This window comes from Vibrio sp. 1731 (assembly GCF_033339955.1).
In the GTDB taxonomy this organism is placed as follows: domain Bacteria; phylum Pseudomonadota; class Gammaproteobacteria; order Enterobacterales; family Vibrionaceae; genus Vibrio; species Vibrio alginolyticus.
Genome location: NZ_JAWOVO010000002.1, coordinates 179,107 through 199,637, shown reverse-complemented (window position 1 = coordinate 199,637; position 20,531 = coordinate 179,107). Strand labels below are relative to the sequence as shown.

General features: G+C 46.8%; 17 protein-coding genes. 6 read left to right on the top strand and 11 right to left on the bottom strand.

The genetic code is table 11. The annotated features are described in order from the left end of the window. Positions 1-47: 47 nt before the first annotated feature. The 8 genes from R7035_RS03625 to R7035_RS03590 form a co-directional block, all read right to left on the bottom strand. On the bottom strand, positions 48-1,781 hold the full coding sequence (locus tag R7035_RS03625; RefSeq protein ID WP_318145961.1) for a sodium:solute symporter family transporter: 1,734 nt from the start codon (positions 1,779-1,781) through the stop codon (positions 48-50). After that, complete coding sequence (locus R7035_RS03620) at positions 1,774-2,769, bottom strand: ester cyclase (RefSeq protein ID WP_130545702.1); 996 nt, start codon at positions 2,767-2,769, stop codon at positions 1,774-1,776. Before R7035_RS03620 ends, R7035_RS03625 begins: the two co-directional genes overlap by 8 nt. A gap of 49 nt (positions 2,770-2,818) precedes the next feature. Then, complete coding sequence (locus R7035_RS03615) at positions 2,819-3,793, bottom strand: ester cyclase (RefSeq protein ID WP_054574863.1); 975 nt, start codon at positions 3,791-3,793, stop codon at positions 2,819-2,821. 524 nt (positions 3,794-4,317) lie between these two features. Further along, positions 4,318-5,598 carry a TRAP transporter large permease gene (locus tag R7035_RS03610; RefSeq protein WP_033906641.1) on the bottom strand — a complete coding sequence of 427 codons (1,281 nt, stop codon included), beginning with the start codon at positions 5,596-5,598 and terminating at the stop codon, positions 4,318-4,320. Next, positions 5,595-6,158, bottom strand: coding sequence for a TRAP transporter small permease (locus tag R7035_RS03605; protein WP_318145960.1), 564 nt, complete (start codon positions 6,156-6,158; stop codon positions 5,595-5,597). Before R7035_RS03605 ends, R7035_RS03610 begins: the two co-directional genes overlap by 4 nt. 58 nt (positions 6,159-6,216) lie before the next feature. Continuing rightward, positions 6,217-7,212 (bottom strand): TRAP transporter substrate-binding protein, encoded by a 996-nt coding sequence (locus R7035_RS03600; protein WP_318145959.1) that lies wholly within the window; start codon positions 7,210-7,212, stop codon positions 6,217-6,219. A gap of 267 nt (positions 7,213-7,479) precedes the next feature. Continuing rightward, on the bottom strand, positions 7,480-8,436 hold the full coding sequence (locus R7035_RS03595) for a LacI family DNA-binding transcriptional regulator (protein WP_025768661.1): 957 nt from the start codon (positions 8,434-8,436) through the stop codon (positions 7,480-7,482). A gap of 150 nt (positions 8,437-8,586) precedes the next feature. Further along, positions 8,587-9,336 carry an HpcH/HpaI aldolase family protein gene (locus R7035_RS03590; protein WP_256901190.1) on the bottom strand — a complete coding sequence of 250 codons (750 nt, stop codon included), beginning with the start codon at positions 9,334-9,336 and terminating at the stop codon, positions 8,587-8,589. Positions 9,337-9,625: 289 nt separating this feature from the next. Between R7035_RS03590 and hisD the strand changes: the two genes are divergently transcribed. The 4 genes from hisD to R7035_RS03570 all read left to right on the top strand — a co-directional run bounded on the left by hisD (position 9,626) and on the right by R7035_RS03570 (position 13,457). Beyond that, complete coding sequence (gene hisD / locus R7035_RS03585; protein WP_256901189.1) at positions 9,626-10,918, top strand: histidinol dehydrogenase; 1,293 nt, start codon at positions 9,626-9,628, stop codon at positions 10,916-10,918. 1 nt (position 10,919) lies between these two features. Then, positions 10,920-11,654: an SDR family NAD(P)-dependent oxidoreductase gene (locus tag R7035_RS03580; protein WP_005374763.1), complete on the top strand. Its 735-nt coding sequence runs from the start codon at positions 10,920-10,922 to the stop codon at positions 11,652-11,654. An 83-nt stretch (positions 11,655-11,737) separates the two neighbouring features. Then, positions 11,738-12,742, top strand: coding sequence for a cupin (locus tag R7035_RS03575; protein WP_005374765.1), 1,005 nt, complete (start codon positions 11,738-11,740; stop codon positions 12,740-12,742). A gap of 1 nt (position 12,743) precedes the next feature. Continuing rightward, entirely contained in the window at positions 12,744-13,457 is a 714-nt protein-coding gene (locus tag R7035_RS03570) for an alpha/beta fold hydrolase (RefSeq protein ID WP_053303920.1), read from the top strand. A 69-nt stretch (positions 13,458-13,526) separates the two neighbouring features. Here the strand turns inward: R7035_RS03570 and R7035_RS03565 are convergent, their stop codons facing one another. The 3 genes from R7035_RS03565 to R7035_RS03555 all read right to left on the bottom strand — a co-directional run bounded on the left by R7035_RS03565 (position 13,527) and on the right by R7035_RS03555 (position 17,203). Beyond that, positions 13,527-14,612: a porin gene (locus R7035_RS03565; RefSeq protein ID WP_017820111.1), complete on the bottom strand. Its 1,086-nt coding sequence runs from the start codon at positions 14,610-14,612 to the stop codon at positions 13,527-13,529. Positions 14,613-14,789: 177 nt separating this feature from the next. Then, complete coding sequence (locus R7035_RS03560; RefSeq protein WP_039536481.1) at positions 14,790-15,806, bottom strand: nuclear transport factor 2 family protein; 1,017 nt, start codon at positions 15,804-15,806, stop codon at positions 14,790-14,792. 101 nt (positions 15,807-15,907) lie between these two features. Then, entirely contained in the window at positions 15,908-17,203 is a 1,296-nt protein-coding gene (locus R7035_RS03555; protein ID WP_017634479.1) for an MFS transporter, read from the bottom strand. 339 nt (positions 17,204-17,542) lie between these two features. Here R7035_RS03555 and R7035_RS03550 point away from each other — a divergent pair, with 339 nt between their 5' ends. Both R7035_RS03550 and R7035_RS03545 read left to right on the top strand, forming a co-directional pair. Next, positions 17,543-19,084, top strand: a complete 1,542-nt coding sequence (locus tag R7035_RS03550) for a sodium:solute symporter (protein WP_318083585.1) — start codon at positions 17,543-17,545, stop codon at positions 19,082-19,084. A gap of 11 nt (positions 19,085-19,095) precedes the next feature. Next, positions 19,096-20,466, top strand: a complete 1,371-nt coding sequence (locus R7035_RS03545; protein WP_193837792.1) for an L-serine ammonia-lyase — start codon at positions 19,096-19,098, stop codon at positions 20,464-20,466. Positions 20,467-20,531: the final 65 nt, after the last annotated feature.

Sequence of the window (20,531 nt, the reverse complement as noted above, 5' to 3'; positions counted from 1 at the left end):
GTAGATACTGTCCGTTTGTTGGACGTACAGTATCTACGTAAAGAACATTAATTTGCTTGTTTGACTGCAACTTTACGTTTCGGGGAGAGGAGTGAATACCCCATGTACCCGATGCAAGCGGTAGCGACAAGAATAGAGCAACCACGCATAAAGTTAATCAGCATAGGCGCATCGTCAGTAAAGGCGTTGATTCCCCAAAGCATCACGAGTGAGAAAACAAACATTACCAACAAGCCATAACATGGAGCATCGATTTTGCCGGGAACGACATACCAACCATCTTCCTTGATTGGTTTATTTAGACGAGCATATTCCGCTTGCTGGCCTTTCACTGTGTAAAGATGCATTTCATCTTGTTTACCCGTCAGGAGCAGGCTAGCAATGTAAGCGACAACGGCATTCACAAGGACTCCAATCACGCAATACCAAGGCCACGCAATATCGGTCGCAACGGCTACATACCAAATCACCAAGAAGCTAGCAGCAACGCCAATTAACAAGCCTTTTTCCGTAATGTGTTTTGAGTAGAAACCAAGGACGAACATACAGAAGCTCGCACCGACAAAGTAAGAGCCTGCCTTACTCAGCACTTCCAGTACCGAGCCTGTGCTGGTGGCAAACATGATCGCTGGAATGATGACCAAAATCGCCCACGCTACCGTGAAGAAACGCGATACCTTTAAGTAATGCTCTTCCGACTCGTTTTGCTTGTAGAAGCGTTTGTAAAAGTCAGCCACAGAAACGGTCGCCATTGAGTTAAATGCGGAATCGAGACTCGACATACTTGCCGCCAGAATCGCAGCGGCAATGATGCCCATCAAGCCTGGCATTCCATATTCACTCGCATAATGAAGAATGATGGTATTGCCGTTTTCAAACTCTTTACCGTCGTAATAAGCGTTGAATAGGACGCCAAGCAAGATAAAGACAAAGTAAATAAAGAAGGCCACGTAGCCCATCATCAACATTGCCTTTTTCGCATCGCCCATGTTTTTAGCGGCCATACAACGTTGTACCATCATCTGGTTACCGCCATACACGGTGGTGTGGAACATCGTCATTGCGATAACGCCGGCCCATACAGTGGTTACTTGGCTTAGGTCAAAACTTGTTTGTAGGGCATCGGTCATTCCTTTCGCTTTGAGTTCTGCCATGACCTCCGTCATTGGAGCAGGCATACCATTCCAAACGGCTTCAATGATGATGAACGCGCCAATAAACAAGATCACTGCTTGAATCACATCGGTCCAAATGACAGCCGCGATACCGCCCATTACGGTGTAGATAAGGGCGATTGCAGTGACGATCATGATGCAGTACATCACGTCGATACCAGTAATGAACTCCAAAATCATTGCTGTCGCGTAGAGTACGGCTGCCGAGCTCAATGCTTGTTTGATAAGGAAGATAAACGACAAAGTCAGTCGTGAAGCCTTACCGAAGCGTCGTTCTTGATACTCGTAGATAGAGGTTAAACCATTGTTGTAGAAAAATGGCATAAATACAGCCACGATGAAGAAGATCACCAGCGGATAATTGAGGTGAATCGCGATAACCGACAGGCCTTCTTTGTAAGACCAAGCTGGCCCGCCAAGGAACGACATGGCACTCACGTAAGTACAAACGACAGAAATACCGATCGCCCACCAAGGGATGCTCTTATCACCCAAGGCGAATTGGCTAGCTGAAGTGACTCGCTTTCCAATTACCGCCCCCAGTACTAGCGTGAGGGCGATGTATCCCCCAAGGATGCTCCAGTTAAGTGCGCCAAACTCATGCATAATTAGGTCCTTCTAACTGTTCTTTCATTTGTGCAAACACGTCATAGCCAAGTTGCAGCAGGATATGAACGATGTCGATCGCCACCCAGTTTTCCTTCAGTAAATCGCCTTCGCGTCGCCAAATGTCCATAACGCGAAGTTCGATGTGTTTTCCGGTTGGGGCAAGACCGAGCCAGCCACTGTAACCAGTGTGAGTACCATGCATATGTGGCCAACCACCTGTGGATACGTAGTCATTTTTGGCCAAAAAATTGACCTCAATATCGACACTTCGATCTGGGAACGCAAACACAAATGGCGCTTGATGGTGGTTACGGAAACCTTTGATACCGCGCGTAGTGCCAATACCAGCAGGGCCGTACCACATGAAGTCATTGTGCCAGTAGTTTTCTAAATCCATCGAGAAAAGATCTTTGCCATCAAAACGACCCAAGCAAGACAGCATATCTTCAACCAGCTGGGCGCTCTTTTCACTTTCTTCCAAAGACACAACAGATTGTTGAATACCGTTAGAAGTTGCAGGAGAAGGAACCAAGCCATCGTGACCTAAGCTTTTACGAAGAGGGTTGCAGCCTGCTTGATTCATCGCGTCGATGAAGTCTGGGATCATGTAAGATTCGATGATTTGGTCGTTCTCCACACACACCATTTCGGTGTAACGTAAGTAGAGTGTTTTCCCTGTTGCTGGTATGCCAAATAGTGGTTGTTCAAATGTACCGATAAAGTAGCCGGTAGAGTTGTACCAAGTGCGGCCTTCGTATTCGCCGTGCATCACAATTATTGGTCGGCGCTCGGCGTCAGGCAAAGCATTAACAAGTGGTGAGAGGAAAGATTCGTGGGTTGCATCTGGGCCATTAAGATCGTTCACAGGGTGCGCCACGCACCATTTTACGTCAGGGTTCAAAGCTTGCAGAGCGGCCTGTTTTTGCTCGATGTCTGCGGCTTTGAAGTAGTTCTGGTAGAACTGTTCGATGATGTTGAGTGACATGTTGCTTCCTTACTGTCTGTGATTTTAATAAATAGTGTTTAGTCAGCCGTTAGCCTTGCTGTAGCAGGATTTGCTTCCAGATTGCGGTCTCGTCAAACAAAGTGAATTCGCGACGAAGACCCCAAGGGCCAAACTCAGCGTGGCTGATCCCCATGATGTAAACCTCTTTTCCTGAAGGCTTACCAAACATCCCATATCCCTCATGCTTACCGTGCAAAGACCATCGAATTGCAGCGCGTGGTGACATCATGTCGTCATCTCGGCCAATACGATGGTGAACGGTAAATTGAGCATTTGGGAAAGACGCACGAAGTGCCATCCAAAAATGATCGACTTCCGAGTGTGATAGGGCATTTTGACCGCCAGTGTATTCGCCGATGCAAGCGCGGTCGTACTCTTTCGGTACTATAGAGAACTCGGCATTCATAAGGCTTCTGAGAATTGCTTCATAGCGCTGACCATATTCGTTGTCGTTGCCTACGCCCAAATAAGGTCCAGGAATGTCGACTTCAGGTGTGAACGGAAATGGGCTTGATTCCACGCCACCTTCAAATTCGATTTGTTGGCGTGCAAACTCTTCTGACGTCATGCCCAGTTGCTTCGCGATATCGGCTTGATCGCGAACCAACCATTCGTCATTGATTTGGTTATTGATAGCGTGGCAATCTGCGATAATACGGAAACGAAGTTTGCGGTTCGAGGCTTGCCCGTAGAAGCCGTTGCCACTGTGTGTTGCAGTAGAGATGATTCGATGAGAAGAAAGCATGCCTTGTTCCGGGGTGCCTGACCAAATGACGTCTTCGCCATATAGCGTGCGATCGGGAAACTCGGCCAGTGTCGCCATTGTTGCACTGATCACCCCTTCGTTTCCTTGAACGATAGAGAGTGGAGTACGCACAACAATGTCGGGAGAGTAGTAGTGTTCTAAGGTGTTTAAACCTCGGTCTTCCCAAATCTCTTTTGTGATACCAAGAATGTAGTCGGGAAAATCACGCCACTTTTCATCGAAGCCAACCATGGCCATAAATCACCTCCGTAATTGAATAATTATGTTTGAATTATGTTTTGATTACGTATTCAAAATATATCATGTTGCCATTTTGTCAACGGATTGTTTTTCGATTGTTTAAATAGCGTGCTGATGATCAGGTTTTTAACAATTGAGCGGAAAATAAACTAAAAAAGTACAGGAGAGATGGAAGCTATCTCTTATCGAGACGTGTTAATAAGAAAGGAGGTCAAAGTTTTTTGTATGAATTTCATAATATCTTATTGTTTTTTAATCGCTTAATTTATTTTGATCTGTTTGAATGGAAACAAATGATTAAGCCAAAACTGATAATCATGCAGATCAAGGCACCCAAATAGACTTTATCGCTAATATTCAGCTATTTTGGTGTCAATTATCCTTATATCTTTCAAATTTTCCTTTTGCATACGAATGCTTAAAGGCTTTTTTATTAAATCGGAAGTAGATAACGAATAAGCCACTAGAAAGGTGTTTATCTAGTGGCTATAACAGTCATAAGCGCTCTATGAGTGCAACGATCAGGATAAAAGCGCAGGTAACGATAGCGAGATGGCAGGGATGAAGGTAATCAACATCAAGGCCACTATCATTGCACCAATCCAACCCATGATGGCTTTAGAGAGCGACTCTATCGGTACTTTGCCTACCTGACTTGCCATAAACAGGTTGGCACCCAGAGGAGGCGTAACAAAGCCAATGGCTAAGTTCACGATCATCACGATACCAAAATGAACTGGGTCCATGCCGAGTGCTGACGTAATGGGTAACAGAATTGGTGTGAGAATAACAATCGCTGCCAGCGTTTCCATAAAGGTACCGACGAGCAACAACAGGACATTGATGCAAAGCAGTATCAGAAGTTTGTTTTCGGTAATCGATAGAATGAACTGAGCGATCTCAGTCGGCAGACGCTCTAGCGTCAATATGCGGCCAAACGTCACGGACGCACCCACAATGACGAGCACTGCGCCAACTAACAGTGACGACTCTAGAATGATTTTCACAACTTGCGCTGGTTTGAGCTCTTTATAAACAAACATGCCAAAGAATAAGCCATAGAGCACGCCAATCGCTGCGGATTCGGTAGGCGTGAAGATACCGGAATAGATACCGCCGAGAATGATTACGGGTAGTAGCATTGCCCAACTGGCTTCTTTTAGTGCATCAAGACGCTCTGACCAAGTGGCTTTGCGTTCGTTACCTGTGTAGCCCCGCATTTTTGAGACAATTAGACAATAGCCGATCAATACCATACCGACGACCAAGCCAGGAATGATGCCTGCCATGAACATTTTAGTTACCGAGACTTCAGCTGTGATCGCGTAGACGATCATCACCACAGAGGGTGGAATAATGACCCCAATTCCGCCGGAAGAGGCTATCAAGGCACCGGCAAAGCTGCGGTCGTAGCCTTTCTTCACCATAGATGGAATCATCGTCAGGCCGATAGCGGCAACAGTGGCAGACCCCGTACCAGAGATGGAAGCGAAGAACATGCACGCCACAATGGCGACGATGCCAAGCCCACCAGTAAAGTGGCCAAAGAAGACCTCCGCCACGTGTAATAATCGTTTTGAGATCCCTCCTTGGCTCATAAGGTTACCTGCCAAGGTAAATAGAACGACGGCGAGGAGAGGGAAAGAGTCGAGCCCTGTTACCATTCCTTGGACTAAAAACTCGATGTTAAGAAACGGCAGACTGAGTATCGCGACCATACTGGCTGCCGCCAGAGCAATACCGACCGGAACGCCAATGAGCAGAAGCAGACCAAAGCTGCCAAACAAAAGTGCAGACGTCATGCGTTAAACTCCAATAGTCGGTTAGAAGTACGATACTTTGCTTTGATATGGCGATAGCGTTGGCGAGAAAAGCGAACTCGTTCATTGCTGGTGGAGCACGCGTTCACACGTTGATAAATGCTTGTCACTAGGCGCGCGCAGCTTAATAGTGCGCAAACTAAAACAGAGGCATACAAACACGCAATAGGAATTTCCATTGCGGGTGCAATCTGACCGAGTTGCAGGCTGCGGTTTATAACCTTAAATCCAAACCAGGCGACAGTTGCACTAAAGGCAAGGTAGATAAGATCAGAGACAATCAAACTGAATTGCGTCCAATTGCCCGGAAGTTTATCGATGAACACACGAATGCGGATGTGTCGATCATCTCGGATACAGTAGCTGATGCTCAGGTACATCGCCCATACGAATAAATAACGAGCCAGCTCTTCAGCCCACGCGATCGTTGCATCGAACAAGCGTAGGGCGATTTGCAAGCACAGTAAAGTTGTCATCGTTGAGATCGCGATAACGATAAGGGTTGGTTCTAGGTATTTGTTTAGTAAGCGAAACCACTTCATGTTCACCTCCAAAACGAGAAAGCACGACCTGTTGCCAGATCGTGCAAAAGAGTGGGAGTTATAGGCGTTCTATCTCGGCCATCACGTTGTCAAACAAGTCTTTACCCGTTTTACTGCGCAAGTCCTGGTACACGGCCGCATTCATTTTCTCTTTCATGACGCTGCGTACCTCGTCTGGGACGATGTTAACCGTCATGCCTTTCGCTTCGAGATCTTTGATCACTTCTTGATTTTGCTTAGCGGCGAGCTCGCGCTGCTTAGCGATGGTTTCTTTGCTTACTTCACTGATCAGCGCCTGTTGCTCTGCAGGCAGTGAATCCCAAAACGATTTGTTCATGAACAACACGTAGTTGGTGTATATATGGTTAGTTAAAGAGAGGTACTTTTGTGCCTCGTAAAAACGTTCGGCATAAATAGAGTAGATAGCACTTTCTTGAGCGTTAATCAGGCCTTGTTGTAACGAGGTGAAAATTTCTCCCCAAGACAGAGGTGTTGGCGCAGTACCAATAGATTTCCACGCGCTTATTTGAGTGGGGTTAGATGCCGAGCGAATCTTTAGCCCTTTCAGGTCCTCAATACTATCAATTGGCTGTTTGTTGTTGGTCACGCTACGAAAGCCGACCTCCATAAAGCCAAGTCCATGAAAGCCTTTTGATTCCATAGCATTCAACAATGGTTGTCCGATCTTCTCACTGTCGAGCGCTTTGTGTGCTTGCTCTTCGCTATCAAAAAGGTAGAACACGTCGAGCACGTTAAACTCTGGGACGTAGGGAGAGAGTAAAACTGACGCACCAAACGTCATTTGTAAGTTGCCTTGCTGTACGAGTTCAGTCGTCTCACGCACATCGCCTAGTTGTCTTGCCGGATAGATTTCAACTTCTATCTCACCGTTTGAGCGAGCTTCCACTTCTTGTTCGAAATAGAGCATTGCTTTGTGTACGGGAGAGGTTTCTTGACTGTCATGAGCAAGACGAATAACACTGGTTGCAAACGTATTCATACTGATAAATGCAAGCCCCAGTGCGGTAAGTGAAGTAAGGATTGCTTTCTTCATCGTTCTTCCTTGTTTCTGGTATGACCTGCCATGGGCATTCGTCGGCAAGTCACACAACTTTTTATGTTTTTATAAATTAGTTGAGCAATTCATATCCATTTTGCATACGAATCCAAAATAAAACATTAAAGTAACAAGTCAATAACAAGATTGATGAATTGATGAGGAATTAAATAACGATTGGTGAAAATTTAATCGTGATCACAGAAAATGCCTTACTCGAAAGCAAGGCATTTTGTTTATGAAGAATGAATAAAAATGGATTTATTAAATGGTGCTACTACGTTCGATCAAGGTGCCTTGCTCGAAAAGGTATTCGCCAGTTGCATCCAGGTTGCCGTTGATTCGATTCATCAAATCTTCAACCGCTCGTTTAACAATTTTGTCGACTGGTTGAGCAATGGTGGTCAAATCATAGCTCGGCCATGCAGACATCGGAATGTTATCTACACCCATCACAGAGAAGTCTTGGGGGATCTTTGCTCCGGCTTGTCGCAAGCCATCCATCACACCCATGGCGAGGATGTCGTTTGCACAAAAAATTGCATCGGGTTTGCTAGTGTGCGACAAGATCGCTTTCGCCGCTTCTAAGCCTGCTTCAAAGCTGTACTTGGCTTGGATAAAGGTTGGTGACGGGGAGCCGAGTTCTTGCAATTTTGAAGAGAAACCCAGCCAACGCTCTTCACTGGTCATGGAGCCAGCATCGCCACTGATGTAAGCACACTGTTTTGCGCCTTTCTGCGTTAAATACTCGGCTGCTTGTTGGCCCGCCAATCGGTTATCAATACCAGAGCTATTGGCATTAATACCCTCGGCGTAGCGGTTGATCAAGCTTAAATGAACGCCAAACTTTTCGCATTGGGCAAACGCGCGTGAGGTTAAACGGCTGGTGGCGATAACGAGTCCGTCCACTTGGTATTCAATGGCGCGTGAAATGGCGAGATCGAGGTCGTCCTTGTCGATAGGGCAAAGCACAACTTGTCCGCCTCGCTTTTGAATTTCGACAGCCAAAGCACGAGATTGCATGTCGTACATTGGGTTTGATTCGCTATCTAACGCAATCGCCACTAAGCCTGAACGATTCGAAATCAGACCTCGGGCGATGGCATTCGGTGTGTATCCGAGCTTAGCTGCGGCATCCATCACCATTTTGCGTTTCTTCTCGCTAATACTCGCAGTCGGGCTGAATGCTCTAGATACCGTCGATTGAGAGACGCCGAGCATCTTCGCGACGTCGATCGAAGTTACTTTCGCTTTAATGGTGATACTCCTTATTTAAGGCCATTGAACCTTCTCATACGTGCTGAGTGTATGGGCTAGGGGATTTCTGTGTCTAGAGCATTACATTGATAAGGCGTAAATATCAGAGAAAACTCAAGAATTCATCACATTTCTCTCTTGCTTGAAGCCATCAATGATCATTTTGTGTTCAGAGCCAACACAAAAGAAGCTAACGCCGAGTTCACGCCATTCCCGAGCTTGTTGAGCCGTCGCGACAAACATGCCAACAGGTTTATTGGCGGCTCTGGCCGCTTCGATTACTCGCATACTTGCTTGTGCGACTTTCTCATCATGAACGCTATCAGCACCATAAGCGACAGTGAGATCAACTTGGCCAATGAAGAACGCATCAATTCCTTCAACATTGGCAATCGCTTCAACATTTTCAACCCCTTGAGGGTCTTCAATTTGTGCAATGACAATCGTATTCGCACGGCTGTCTTTTAAGTGTTCAACCATGGGCTTAGTGGCGTATTGCGCTGCTCGACTGGAACCAGCATACCCTCGGCCACCTTCTCCGTAATGGCAGATTTTCGCCAGTTGCGTCGCTTGCTCAGCAGTACAAACATGGGGAATTTGTACACCCGCCGCGCCACAGTCAAGCGCGTTCAAAATGGTTGAAGGGGCGCTGTCTTGTACTCGTACCACGCACGCGAGGTCATTCGCTCTGGCCGCCATGATGCACAGATCAAGCGAGGAGCGATCGAAAGGTGCGTGCTCTGCATCCAGTACCACAAAAGGCAACTCTGCCAGTGCCAATACTTCGATAATGTGAGGGTGAGGGGTTTTAACAAATGTACCTAATATCGTTTCTTGATTCAGACGTTGTTTAAAATTGCTCATGATTCTCTCCTTTGCAAAGGTATGCAAAAACTAACATGTAGAAATGTAAATGATGAGTAAAAATGATGTGATCTAAAACTCATTTTTGATTAAAAATTAAACTAAATTAAGGTCCTTATTACTTGCTTTTATTTGTTTAAACTAATAAATGCAAAGGCTTAAGGATTGTTTTTGTGGTTTGTTGACTTAACTTGTCAAATGTTAATTAAGTGTTTAATCTGATTTTGCATTCGTATCCAAAAGCATAAAAATAACCGTTCGTCAGCCTCAATGTTCAAGGAGAAACCCAATGGCACGCATTTTAAAAAAAGGAATCACTGAAGAAGCATCAGCATCAAACGACGCAAAAGTGCGTCAGATTGTTGAAAACATTCTTGCTGATATTGAATCGAAAGGTGATAGCGCTGTACGTGAGTTGTCTGAAAAGTTTGATAACTGGTCGCCGGAGCAATTCCGCCTGTCAGAAGAGCAAATCCAAGCCTGTGTGGATGCGCTTGATGAATCGACTCGTCATGATATCGAGTTCGCTCAGCAACAAGTTCGAAACTTTGCTCAAATTCAACGTGACTCAATGAAAGACGTCGAAGTAGAAACCATGCCTGGTGTGGTACTGGGGCATAAAAATATTCCAGTAAACAGCGTGGGTTGTTACATCCCTGGTGGAAAATACCCATTGGTTGCATCCGCTCACATGAGTGTACTGACGGCGAAAGTCGCGGGCGTAAAACGTGTTATTGCTTGTGCGCCTCCGTTTAACGGCCAGCCGAACGTCGCGATTGTCGCTGCGATGGCAATGGCGGGTGCGGATGAAATCTACTGCTTCGGTGGTGTTCAGGCGGTAGGTGCAATGGCTCTTGGTACAGAGACTATTGCGCCAGTCGATATGATTGTAGGGCCGGGTAACGCATTTGTGGCAGAGGCAAAACGTCAGTTGTTTGGTCGCGTTGGTATCGATTTGTTTGCAGGGCCAACGGAAACCTTGGTCATTGCTGATGAGAAAGGCTGTGACCCGGAATTGGCAGCGGCAGACTTGCTTGGTCAGGCTGAGCATGGTTACAACTCTCCCGCTGTATTGTTGACCAATAGCGAAACATTTGCGCAAGAAACCATCAAAGAAATTGAACGTCAGTTAACCATTCTTCCAACGGCTGAAGTCGCGGGTAAAGCGTGGGCAGATTACGGACAAGTGATTGTGTGTGATAGCTACGAAGAAATGGTGGAAGTGGCAGACGATATTGCATCTGAACATGTGCAAGTGATGACAGAAGATCCTAAATACTTCCTAGATAATATGACCAACTACGGTGCCTTGTTCCTAGGTCGTGAAACCAACGTTTCTTACGGCGACAAATGTATTGGTACCAACCATACACTGCCAACGAAGAAAGCGGCGCGATACACCGGTGGTCTTTGGGTAGGTAAATTTATCAAGACCTGTACTTACCAGCGTGTAACGGAAGCTGCGTCCCTCAAAGTCGGTGAGTATTGCTCTCGCTTGTGTGCACTCGAAGGTTTTGCTGGCCACAAAGAGCAAGCGGATATTCGTGTGCGCCGTTACAAAGGCAAAGTGGAAGAGGCGTAATATGTCGAAACTTGCCTTAGTCACAGGCGGCAGTGGCGGACTGGGTGCCGCCATTTGTCGCAAGCTAGCTGAATCGGGATATCGCGTAATTCTGACTTACAACAGTAATCAGAAAGCGGCCGAGGATGTGCTTTCCTCTCTGCCACGTAACGAGCATCTAGCATTCAAATTGAACGTGGCAGATTCTAGTGCGATTGAACAGCTTAAACATCAAGTCAGTGAAATAAGCGACAAGCTGGATTTGTTGGTCAACTGTGCGGGGATGACGAAATTCGTCGCGCACTCTGATTTGCAAAGTTTAGATGACCAGCTGTTTGACCAAATTTTCCAAGTGAACGTCCGTGCGCCTTTTGCCATGGTTCGAGCGTTTGAGCCTTGGCTTAAGCAAGCCAATGGTTGTGTGGTGAACATTACTTCTATCGCGGCACAGACTGCGATGGGGAGCAACATTGCTTACTGTGCAAGTAAATCTGCCGCGGAGAACATGACCCGTTCTTTAGCTCGCGCTCTGTCTCCCGAGGTTCGAGTTCTGGCTGTTGCTCCAGGGCTTGTCGACACTGAGTTTGTCAAAGGCTTGGATGACGCATGGCGTAATCAACAAGAACAATCCACACCGCTTAAGCGTTTAGCCAATGATGAAGAAGTCGCTCAAGCCGTGTACGCCGTGGCAGATCTTCTTACCTTCTCGACAGGCAATACCATCGCGGTTGATGGTGGGCGACCTTTAGGTCTGTAACACACTTTCGGTCTGTAACTAACTTTAGGCTTGTAACTAACAATTCAAAGGCTAGGTCCAAACAAGGACAACAAGGATTTACAATGACTCTACAATCTAAAATGAATAATAATCTGGTCCGCTACATGGAACTGATTCCGGGTACGAGTGCGTTTATTGATGCGCGCACGCCAGGCAGTGATCTGAAAGATAACTTCTGCATTATCGGTGCTGGGGTGGCAGAAAGCAGTCGTCAGCATGTTCATATTCGCGATACGGCGGGCTTTAACATTGGTGCCGCAGGCCAACCGCCGGGCATCAAAAATTCGTTGCACTCTCATCGTACCGCCGAGCTTTTCTTGGTGTTCAAAGGTCAGTTCCGTTTTTATTGGGGGAACGATGGAGAGCATGAGGCGGTGTTGTCTCACGGTGACGTCATCTCGATTCCAACCAATCTCTTCCGTGGATTTGAAGTGGTTGGCCGCGATTACGGCTTTATGTTCTCGGTACTTGGCGGCGACGATTCAGGTGGCGGCGTTATTTGGCATCCAAACGTTATTAAAGACAGTCAAGGTTATGGTTTATACCTCAAAGCCGATGGCACACTCGTGGACACCATTAATGGCGACCCGGTGCCACAAGAATCAGAATTGATGCCGCTGCTTACCGAAGAAGAGCTCGCGACCTTCGATACCTACACCGCAGAAGAGATGATGCCATTTGTCGCTCTGCAAAAAGATTATCGTGAAATCAAAGGCGATTTCGGCGGAAGCAACGTGAAACAATACGCCTTAACGGGTCATCCTTTGGCGAGTTATGACTTCCAAGTAAAGAGTGAAGATGAAGTGAGCATCATGGCTTATGAGCTTTCTGAAGGTGGCTCGATTCCTCAACACTGCCGAGAAGAAAAACAAGTGCTTATCAACTTTGATGGCGATACTGAAGTGGTCCTCACGCATCAAGGCGAACAAGCGAGTGTTGTTTTAACGCGCGGTGATGTGCTGAATGTTCCAGAAGGTGCGTCTTATTCACTGACGAACTTGCGGGGTAATAGTTTGACGTATTGCATTCTTGGCTCTGATCAACCAAAGCCGCTTGCAGGAGAATAAAATGACGCAACCCACCTCGTTAGTTTGGCTACCCGGACTACTTTGTGATGGCACATTGTTTGAGGATATCAACCGAGCGTTGCCAAGTTGGGTTGAGCCTTCATGCCCGACGCTGGCTTCATTGCCGTCAATGGAACAGCTGGCGCAGAGAGTGTTGCAAGACGCACCGCAGGAGTTTGTCTTGGGTGGCTTATCAATGGGTGGGATTCTTGCCTTTGAGGTGTACCGTCAAGCGCCAAACAGAGTCAAAGGCTTGATCCTCATGGATACCAATGCAGCAGATGAAAAGCCAGAGGTGACACAAAAGCGTGATGCACTGGTTAGCCGTGCGTTAAGTGGTGAGTTTGAACGCATTACGGCTGACACTCTGATGCCTGTGCTGATTCATCCAAGCCGTTTGCAAGACAAAGCGTTAACTGAGCGTATCGAAGGCATGGCGGTTAATGTAGGTTTGGAGGCATTTGAAGCACATGCTAAAGCGTTAGCAACTCGCCCGGATGCTCGACCTTTATTGGCGGACATTCAAGCTCCTACGTTGGTGATAACAGGTAAAGAAGATAAGCTTTGTCCGCTAGACAATCATCTGTTCATGGAGAGATGCATCCCAAACGTCACTCTTCATGTTATCCCTGAGTGTGGGCATCTATCTACGCTTGAGCAGCCTTTAATTATTAGTGAAGTGATGGCTACTTGGCTTCAAGATAACTTTGCTTAGTGTTGATAAGAACTTCATCACTCACCACCTTAAGGTTACTTGGGTATAGGTGGTGAGCGATGAGTATTATCAGAAGTAGTAGCGAATACCTGCCGCGAATTGATCATCACGGTTTTCGAATTTGCTGCCATCGTACTGATCTTTACCTAGGTCGAACTGGTATTCAGTCCAAACTAGGAATTTGTTCTTCTGGAAGTGGTATTCAAGACCAGGGATCAGCAAGTTACGCTCGTAACCTTGTGTCTCGTCACCACTATCCTCCATGTAGTTGTAGTTCAACGTTGGGCGCAAGCCGTTGTCGAAGTGGTAGTAAGTGTAGATTTCGCCACCTAGGGTATCGAACATTACGTCCGTACCGCCTTGGCTCACTGCTTCCCAGTTTTCGCCAACGTGGAAAGTCGCACCTGCGTAGAAGCCACCGTTGCTGTAGTTTGCGCCCAATAGCATGATGCGCATGTTGTCGCCGTTTTCTACGCCAACCACGCTTGCGTCTAGATCCGCAACTTCATTTTGATGGTAAGCCGCACCCAGTGTTACGCCATCAACGGGTTTGTAAGTGATCGAAGCACCCATGCCGTTTTTCAGTGAGGCTGTCGCATTGCTTGCTAGAGCAACATCTTCACGCGTGGTCTGGTAAGTAAAGCCGTAGCTCACTTTTTCATTAATTGAATTACGGTACGTAATTGAGTTTTCCGCACGACCAGCACCGGATGCGATACCCCAGTCAGCTAGGTTGTAAACACCTGAGCCACGAGTACCGAATACACGACCTAAATCGGTGTACCATGCTACGTCGTAGAAGGTAGACCACTGTTTAGTACCCGCAGCAATCTTGCCGTATTTTTCGTGATCAACACCTGCGTATAGCAAGCGGTCGTAAATGTTGTCGCCGTTCGCGCCAGAGTTGTAGCCCCATTCCGCGTGACCGAAACCAGTCCAGCCGTTATCCAGACCCATTTGGCCTTTCAAACCGAAACGTGAGCTGCCGCTGTTCCATTCGCCGTTGTCATCACCGCCACGGTCTTGGTAGCGAAGATCGAAACGGCCATCGATGGTTAGGCTGTCGCCAGCGTCATTAACAAAAGTGTGTGCAGCAAAGGCTGAGCTAGAAGTAAGCGCTGCTAAAATCACTGCAGAAAGGGTCGACTTTTTCATCATCAATCTCATTATTCAGGGCGCAGAAAGCCACCGTGCGTTCATGCCCGTTTTGAATAAGGGTTCTATCTTGAGGTTGTGCCCCATCCTTGAGGCACGAGTTGGGAGCATGTCGCCTGAACCGAGAGGGGATTCAGGCAACATAAAGGCGGGTTGACAATCCGCCCCTAGGACTTCTTATAGAGAAGGGTTTAGGATCTGTTGAGTACGCTCGAACACGTCTAGACCTTGCTGTTTTAGCCAGTAAGGAAGGTCGATCAGTACCCAGTTCTCAGATAGCTTGTCGCCGTCACGGTAGTAAACGTCAACCACTTGCATGTCTGCACGTACTTCACCACCTGTCATACCTAGGAAACCACCGATAGGCGTGTTAGATAGGTTTGGCCAGCCGAAGAAACAAGAGAAGTTACCTTCTGCGAAACGACATACGTGGCCGTTAAACTTCTTGTCTTTTAGGTTGTTACGGAACGGCAATTGGTGCTGCTGTTGGTAACGAGGGATTGTATAAGACGCACCGATACCACATGGACCGTACCAGATCATGTCTTTAGACCAGCTCTTCTCAAGAACTTCTGGTGGGCAACCCATAGCGCCGCTGTCGTTTAGTGCAGATAGGTCATCAACCATCTTGTTCACTAGTGCTAGTGTTGCTACGCCTTCTTCTGGTGCTGCGTCTTCGAACAGTAGACCATCGTGGTTACGAGGACCAGGGTATACGAAGTGCTTACCTGTTGATGGTGGCAGTGGGTAACAACCCGCTTGGTCCATTGCACCTAGAAGGTCTAGGAATAGGCCAGTCTTAGTGATCTTGCCGTTTTCAACACAGTTAAATTCTGCGTAACGGATGTTCATGATTTTGCCAGTTGGGCGCATGCCTAGGTATTCAGCGTCGAATAGACCCATGAAGTGACCCATGCTCATTACCCAGATTTCACCTGATGTTACTTCGTTCTCACCACCGATGAAGATGTCTTGACGACGCTGCATGCGAGTCATTGATTTCATCAAAGGAGCCCAGAAAACGTCAGCCGCTGCTTGAGCGCCTTGTTGCTCACGGAATGGGTAAACACCACGCCATAGGTAATCTTCTGAAGTGTGTGCTTTTAGTACTTCTGCCACGTTCTTGTGAGTTGCGTTTTCCATTGCGCTGAAGTATTCACGTACAACGCGTTTCGCTTCTTGATATTTAGACATAATAAACTCTCTTATTTGCTGTCGAGTCGGCTTTGGGAACAGGACTCGAAATTAAGTTTTTTCATCCGGCCGGGGAGCCAGCCGGAGTTTTTGAAATTCAGTTACGCTTTTGCTGCTTCGGCTTTTTTGCTCTTATCGAACACGCCGCCTTTTAGTGTCTCTGGCAGTGATAGCCATAGAAGACCAGCAAGGATCCATACGATTGGTGAACCCCACATTGCGGTTTGTAGGTCGGTACGTTCTTGGATGAAGATAAGTACCATTGGTGCCCACATACCGAGGATACGACCGCCGTGGAATAGCGCCGCGCCGTAGCTACGTAGGTGTGCTGGGAACAGTTCTGAGAAGTAACCACCCCATACCGCTGAAGAAGACAGACCGAAGTTGTAAATCAGACCAAGTAGAGCCAGCATGTTTAGGCCGCCAATCACCATGTCGCCAGGTGCAACAAAGAAGATTGAAACCATGATGCCCGCTAGGATGAAGCCAAATGCGTTCACCTTACGACCGAATTTGTCAGCTACCCAACCCCAGAACCACGCACCAAACAGTGAACCAAATGCTGAGATAGAGAAGATGAGACCGATGGTTGCACCGTCGAACATACGTACATCACGTAGGTAAGTGGTTACGAAGCCACCAAAGAATTGGAAACCGTAGAAATTAAGGCCAGCCAGTAATAGACACGTTAGTGTGATCTTACGGTAAGGCTTGCTTAGCATTTCGCCCCAAGAGCCTTTTTTCGCTGGTGCATTTGATTCTTCTGCTTTTGCTTGCTCTTCTTCACCGTAAGCGATCACTTTGCTGTCGCTAGGTAGTACAAAGATCATGACAACAGCGGCTGCCAATGGTGGGATACCACCAACAAGCATTAGGCTTTCCCATGGTGCATCAATGCTTGCAATAAATGCTGCATACGCACCCATTACCATCAGTGCTACAGAGAACATAGAAGACGCGAATGCCGTCAACTTACCACGTACCGTTGGCGTAAATAGGCCGATCATTAGGCTTACTGCCACGGTGAAGTAACCACCCAGTGACAAACCAATGATGAAACGCATTGCTGCCCATGTTGTGTAGTCGGTGAACATCATATTGATGATTGTTGCGCCACCGTTTAGGGCTGTGATGGTAATAAGAGTGGATTTCTTACCAAATTTTGTTGCGAACCAAGCACAGCTCAATGCACCGATAAGTGCACCAACCGACTGCCATGTATAGAACTGGGCAGTGTCTGACAGGCTAATACCATCATACGCTTCAACGATGTATGGGCGTACGTAGTCAATAATTACAAAGTTATAACAATAGAAAAAGTAACCAACCAGTATCGCTAGATAGGCAGCTACCCTTTGAATCATAGGAACTTCGCTCATGTGTCTTTTGGCATTCATGACCGATAAACCTCTATTTCACTTAGGATTTGTTGCTATTCAAACTTAAAGAACACGATCTTATTGGGATCATCTTCGATTTCGTGTCGTGGTGAATCATAGTTTTTTTAAGGTCATTAGATCCGTGATCAATATCAATTTTAAAATGAATGCGTACCCAATTAGTGGTTTTTAGTGATGGGAGTCTCATTAAATCGGTCTTTTTGGCATTTTTGAATATATAACCGTCTATATTGGTGATTATAGTCACAGTTATGGCGGGATTATCGTTTAGATATGCTTTTTTAAAGTAATATCCAAGCACAAATAATTAGCACCCAGAATTATGGAAACCCTGAAATGGTTACGTACTCAAGTTTTGTGGTGATTGCGTTATACGTGCTAATCACCATATTAATCAGCTATTTAGTGAATAAGCGCTACAGCAATGGTGGCGACTTTTCTACGGGTGGAAAGCAATTTGGCTGGTTTACGGCGGGTGTTTCGATACTTGCGACTTACATTAGTGCGATGACGTTTGTAGGGATGCCTGGTTGGGTTTATAGCTCTGGCATGGAAGCGATGAGTATTCACCTTAACTATCCCATCGTTATCTTTTTCACTGTTATCTTCTTTGTACCTGTCTTTTATAAGCTGGGTCTGACTTCGATTTATGAATACCTTGAGCACCGCTTTGGGGTGTATGCAAGAACCATCAACTCGATTGTGTTCATTGTGGTTCAATGCATTTCTGCGGGTGTGATTCTGTATGCCGTGGCGCTGATCTTAGTGCAAGTTCTGCCCATCAGTATTTCTGAAGCCATCATCTACATTAGTATTTTCACCGCTTGCTATACCTATGCGGGCGGGATTTCCACGGTGATCTGGACCGATATGTTGCAATCTGCAGTATTGGTAGCAGGCAGCATCGCCATCTTTGCTATGTTAGTGACAGAGATTAATGCGGCAGATTACCTTTCTCGTGATCACCTGAATATCATCAACTTAGACTTTGATTTAGGCGTGGATACCACACTCTGGGCAGGCGTGGTTGCAGTGAGCTTTTTGCATCTGAGTGTGTATGGCACCAACCAACTGATCATCCAACGCACGCTAGCGACGAAGTGTGAAAAGACGGCGCAGAAGTCGATGCTGTTGTGTGGTTACGGTGCGTTTTTCGTGTACTTGTTCTTTGCGGTACTCGGTGTCCTTCTGAGTGTTTTCTATCAAGATCAATCGTTTGAAAACAGCAACGAAGTGATTTTGGATTTCGTCTTCAACCACACTAACCCAATTGTGGTTGGTTTGATCATTTCCGCATTGGCGGCGGCCGCAATGTCGACCTTGGATTCAACCTACAACTCAATGGCGACCGTCGCAACGTTTGATATCTACAAGCGTTTCGTTCGCAAGAGTGCCGATGATGAGCACTACGAAAAAGTCGCAAGAAAGATGAGTTTGCTCGCTGCGGCTATGGTGGTAGTGCCAGCTCTTCTGGCGGTATCGAATGAATCGGTACTCAAAACCATTGCTAGCCTGACTTCCATCTTTGTTGGTATCCGTCTTGGGTCATTCGTGCTTGGCTTATTCTGGGCAAAAGCCAATGAGAAAGGCGTGATCGTTGGCAGTATCATGAGTGTGATTGCGGTGTTTACTGCCATGTATCTCGACGTGGCTTGGCCGTGGTTCGCGCCAATTGGTACGTTTGTCTTCCTTTTGTTTGGTGTGTTAGTGAGCCGTCGTTGGGGCGCTGTGACTGCCGAGCAACAAATTTTTATCAATAATCAAAAACATCTTTTTGCAAAGCCAACCGCAAGCCATTACGGGCTGTTGGTGTTCGCCGTGGCGACCATCGCTGCTTGTATGGTTCTCCCTGATTGGCTTTATGCTGCATTGTCGTAATAGGTAAGTTTATGCTGTCCATCTTTGATATTTACAAGATTGGTGTGGGTCCTTCTAGCTCTCACACCAATGGTCCAATGATCGCGGGTTACCACTTCACTCGTTTGATTGAATCGAACTTGGCAAAAGTGGTTCGTATTCAGGTCGATTTATACGGTTCACTCTCGTTAACGGGGATTGGTCACCATACTGACCGTGCAACCATTTTGGGTCTGTTGGGTAACAAACCAGATACCATCAAAATCGCTTCTGCGAATAAAGCGATGCGCAAGGCGATTGAAGAGGGCATGATGTCTGTCGATGGCCGTCATGAAATCGAATTCAACTACAAAACGGACATGTTGTTCCATGAAGAGAACCTTCCTCTGCATGAGAATGGAATGACGATTACTGCGTTAGATGCGCACGGCAATCAGGTTGGGTTTGAAACTTACTACTCTATCGGTGGTGGTTTCATCGCAACGGCGGATGAACTGCAAAATGGCAGTGCGACTGCTCCCGTAGAAGTTGAGTTTCCATTCTCCAGTGCGGACGAAATGTTGGCGCAGGCAGAGAATAACGGTATGAGCCTTGGCGGCATGATTCTGAAAAACGAACAAGCGTTTCAGGATATGGAAGCCATCAATCAACGCGCAGAACAGATCTGGCGTGTGATGACGCGTTGCATGGAGCGCGGTTTCGAGACAGAAGGTATCTTGGATGGTGGCTTGAACGTGACCCGCCGTGCGCCAAACTTGTTGAAGAAGCTTGAAGCAAATGCAGCAATCGAAAACGATCCAATGGAAATTATGGATTGGATTAACCTGTTTGCTTTTGCTGTGAGTGAAGAAAACGCGGCTGGTGGACAAGTCGTAACGTCGCCAACTAATGGTGCGGCGGGTGTGATTCCTGCGGTATTGATGTACTACCATCGCTTCATCAAAGAGCTTGATACTAAACAGCTTAAAGACTTCCTTGCTGTGTCCGGTGCGATTGGCATTTTGTACAAAACCAATGCGTCTATCTCGGGTGCCGAAGTGGGTTGTCAGGGCGAAGTCGGTGTTTCTTCTTCTATGGCGGCAGCTGGCTTGACCGCGCTACGTGGTGGCAGCAATGAGCAAATTTGTATTGCGGCTGAGATTGCCATGGAGCACTCACTAGGGATGACTTGTGACCCAATCGGTGGCTTAGTGCAAGTACCGTGTATTGAGCGTAATGCAATGGGCGCAATGAAAGCGATCAATGCATCTCGCATGGCATTAAAGCGTAATAGTAAATGTCTGATCTCGTTGGATAAGGTAATTGAAACCATGTACCAAACGGGCAAAGACATGAACAAGAAATACCGTGAGACGTCACTGGGTGGGTTAGCTTTGATTCACCTAGCGCCGCCTTGCGAATAATGAGTTAGGCACATCTAACCAACAAAAAAGCCGAAGCACTGAGATGCATCGGCTTTCCTTTTTTG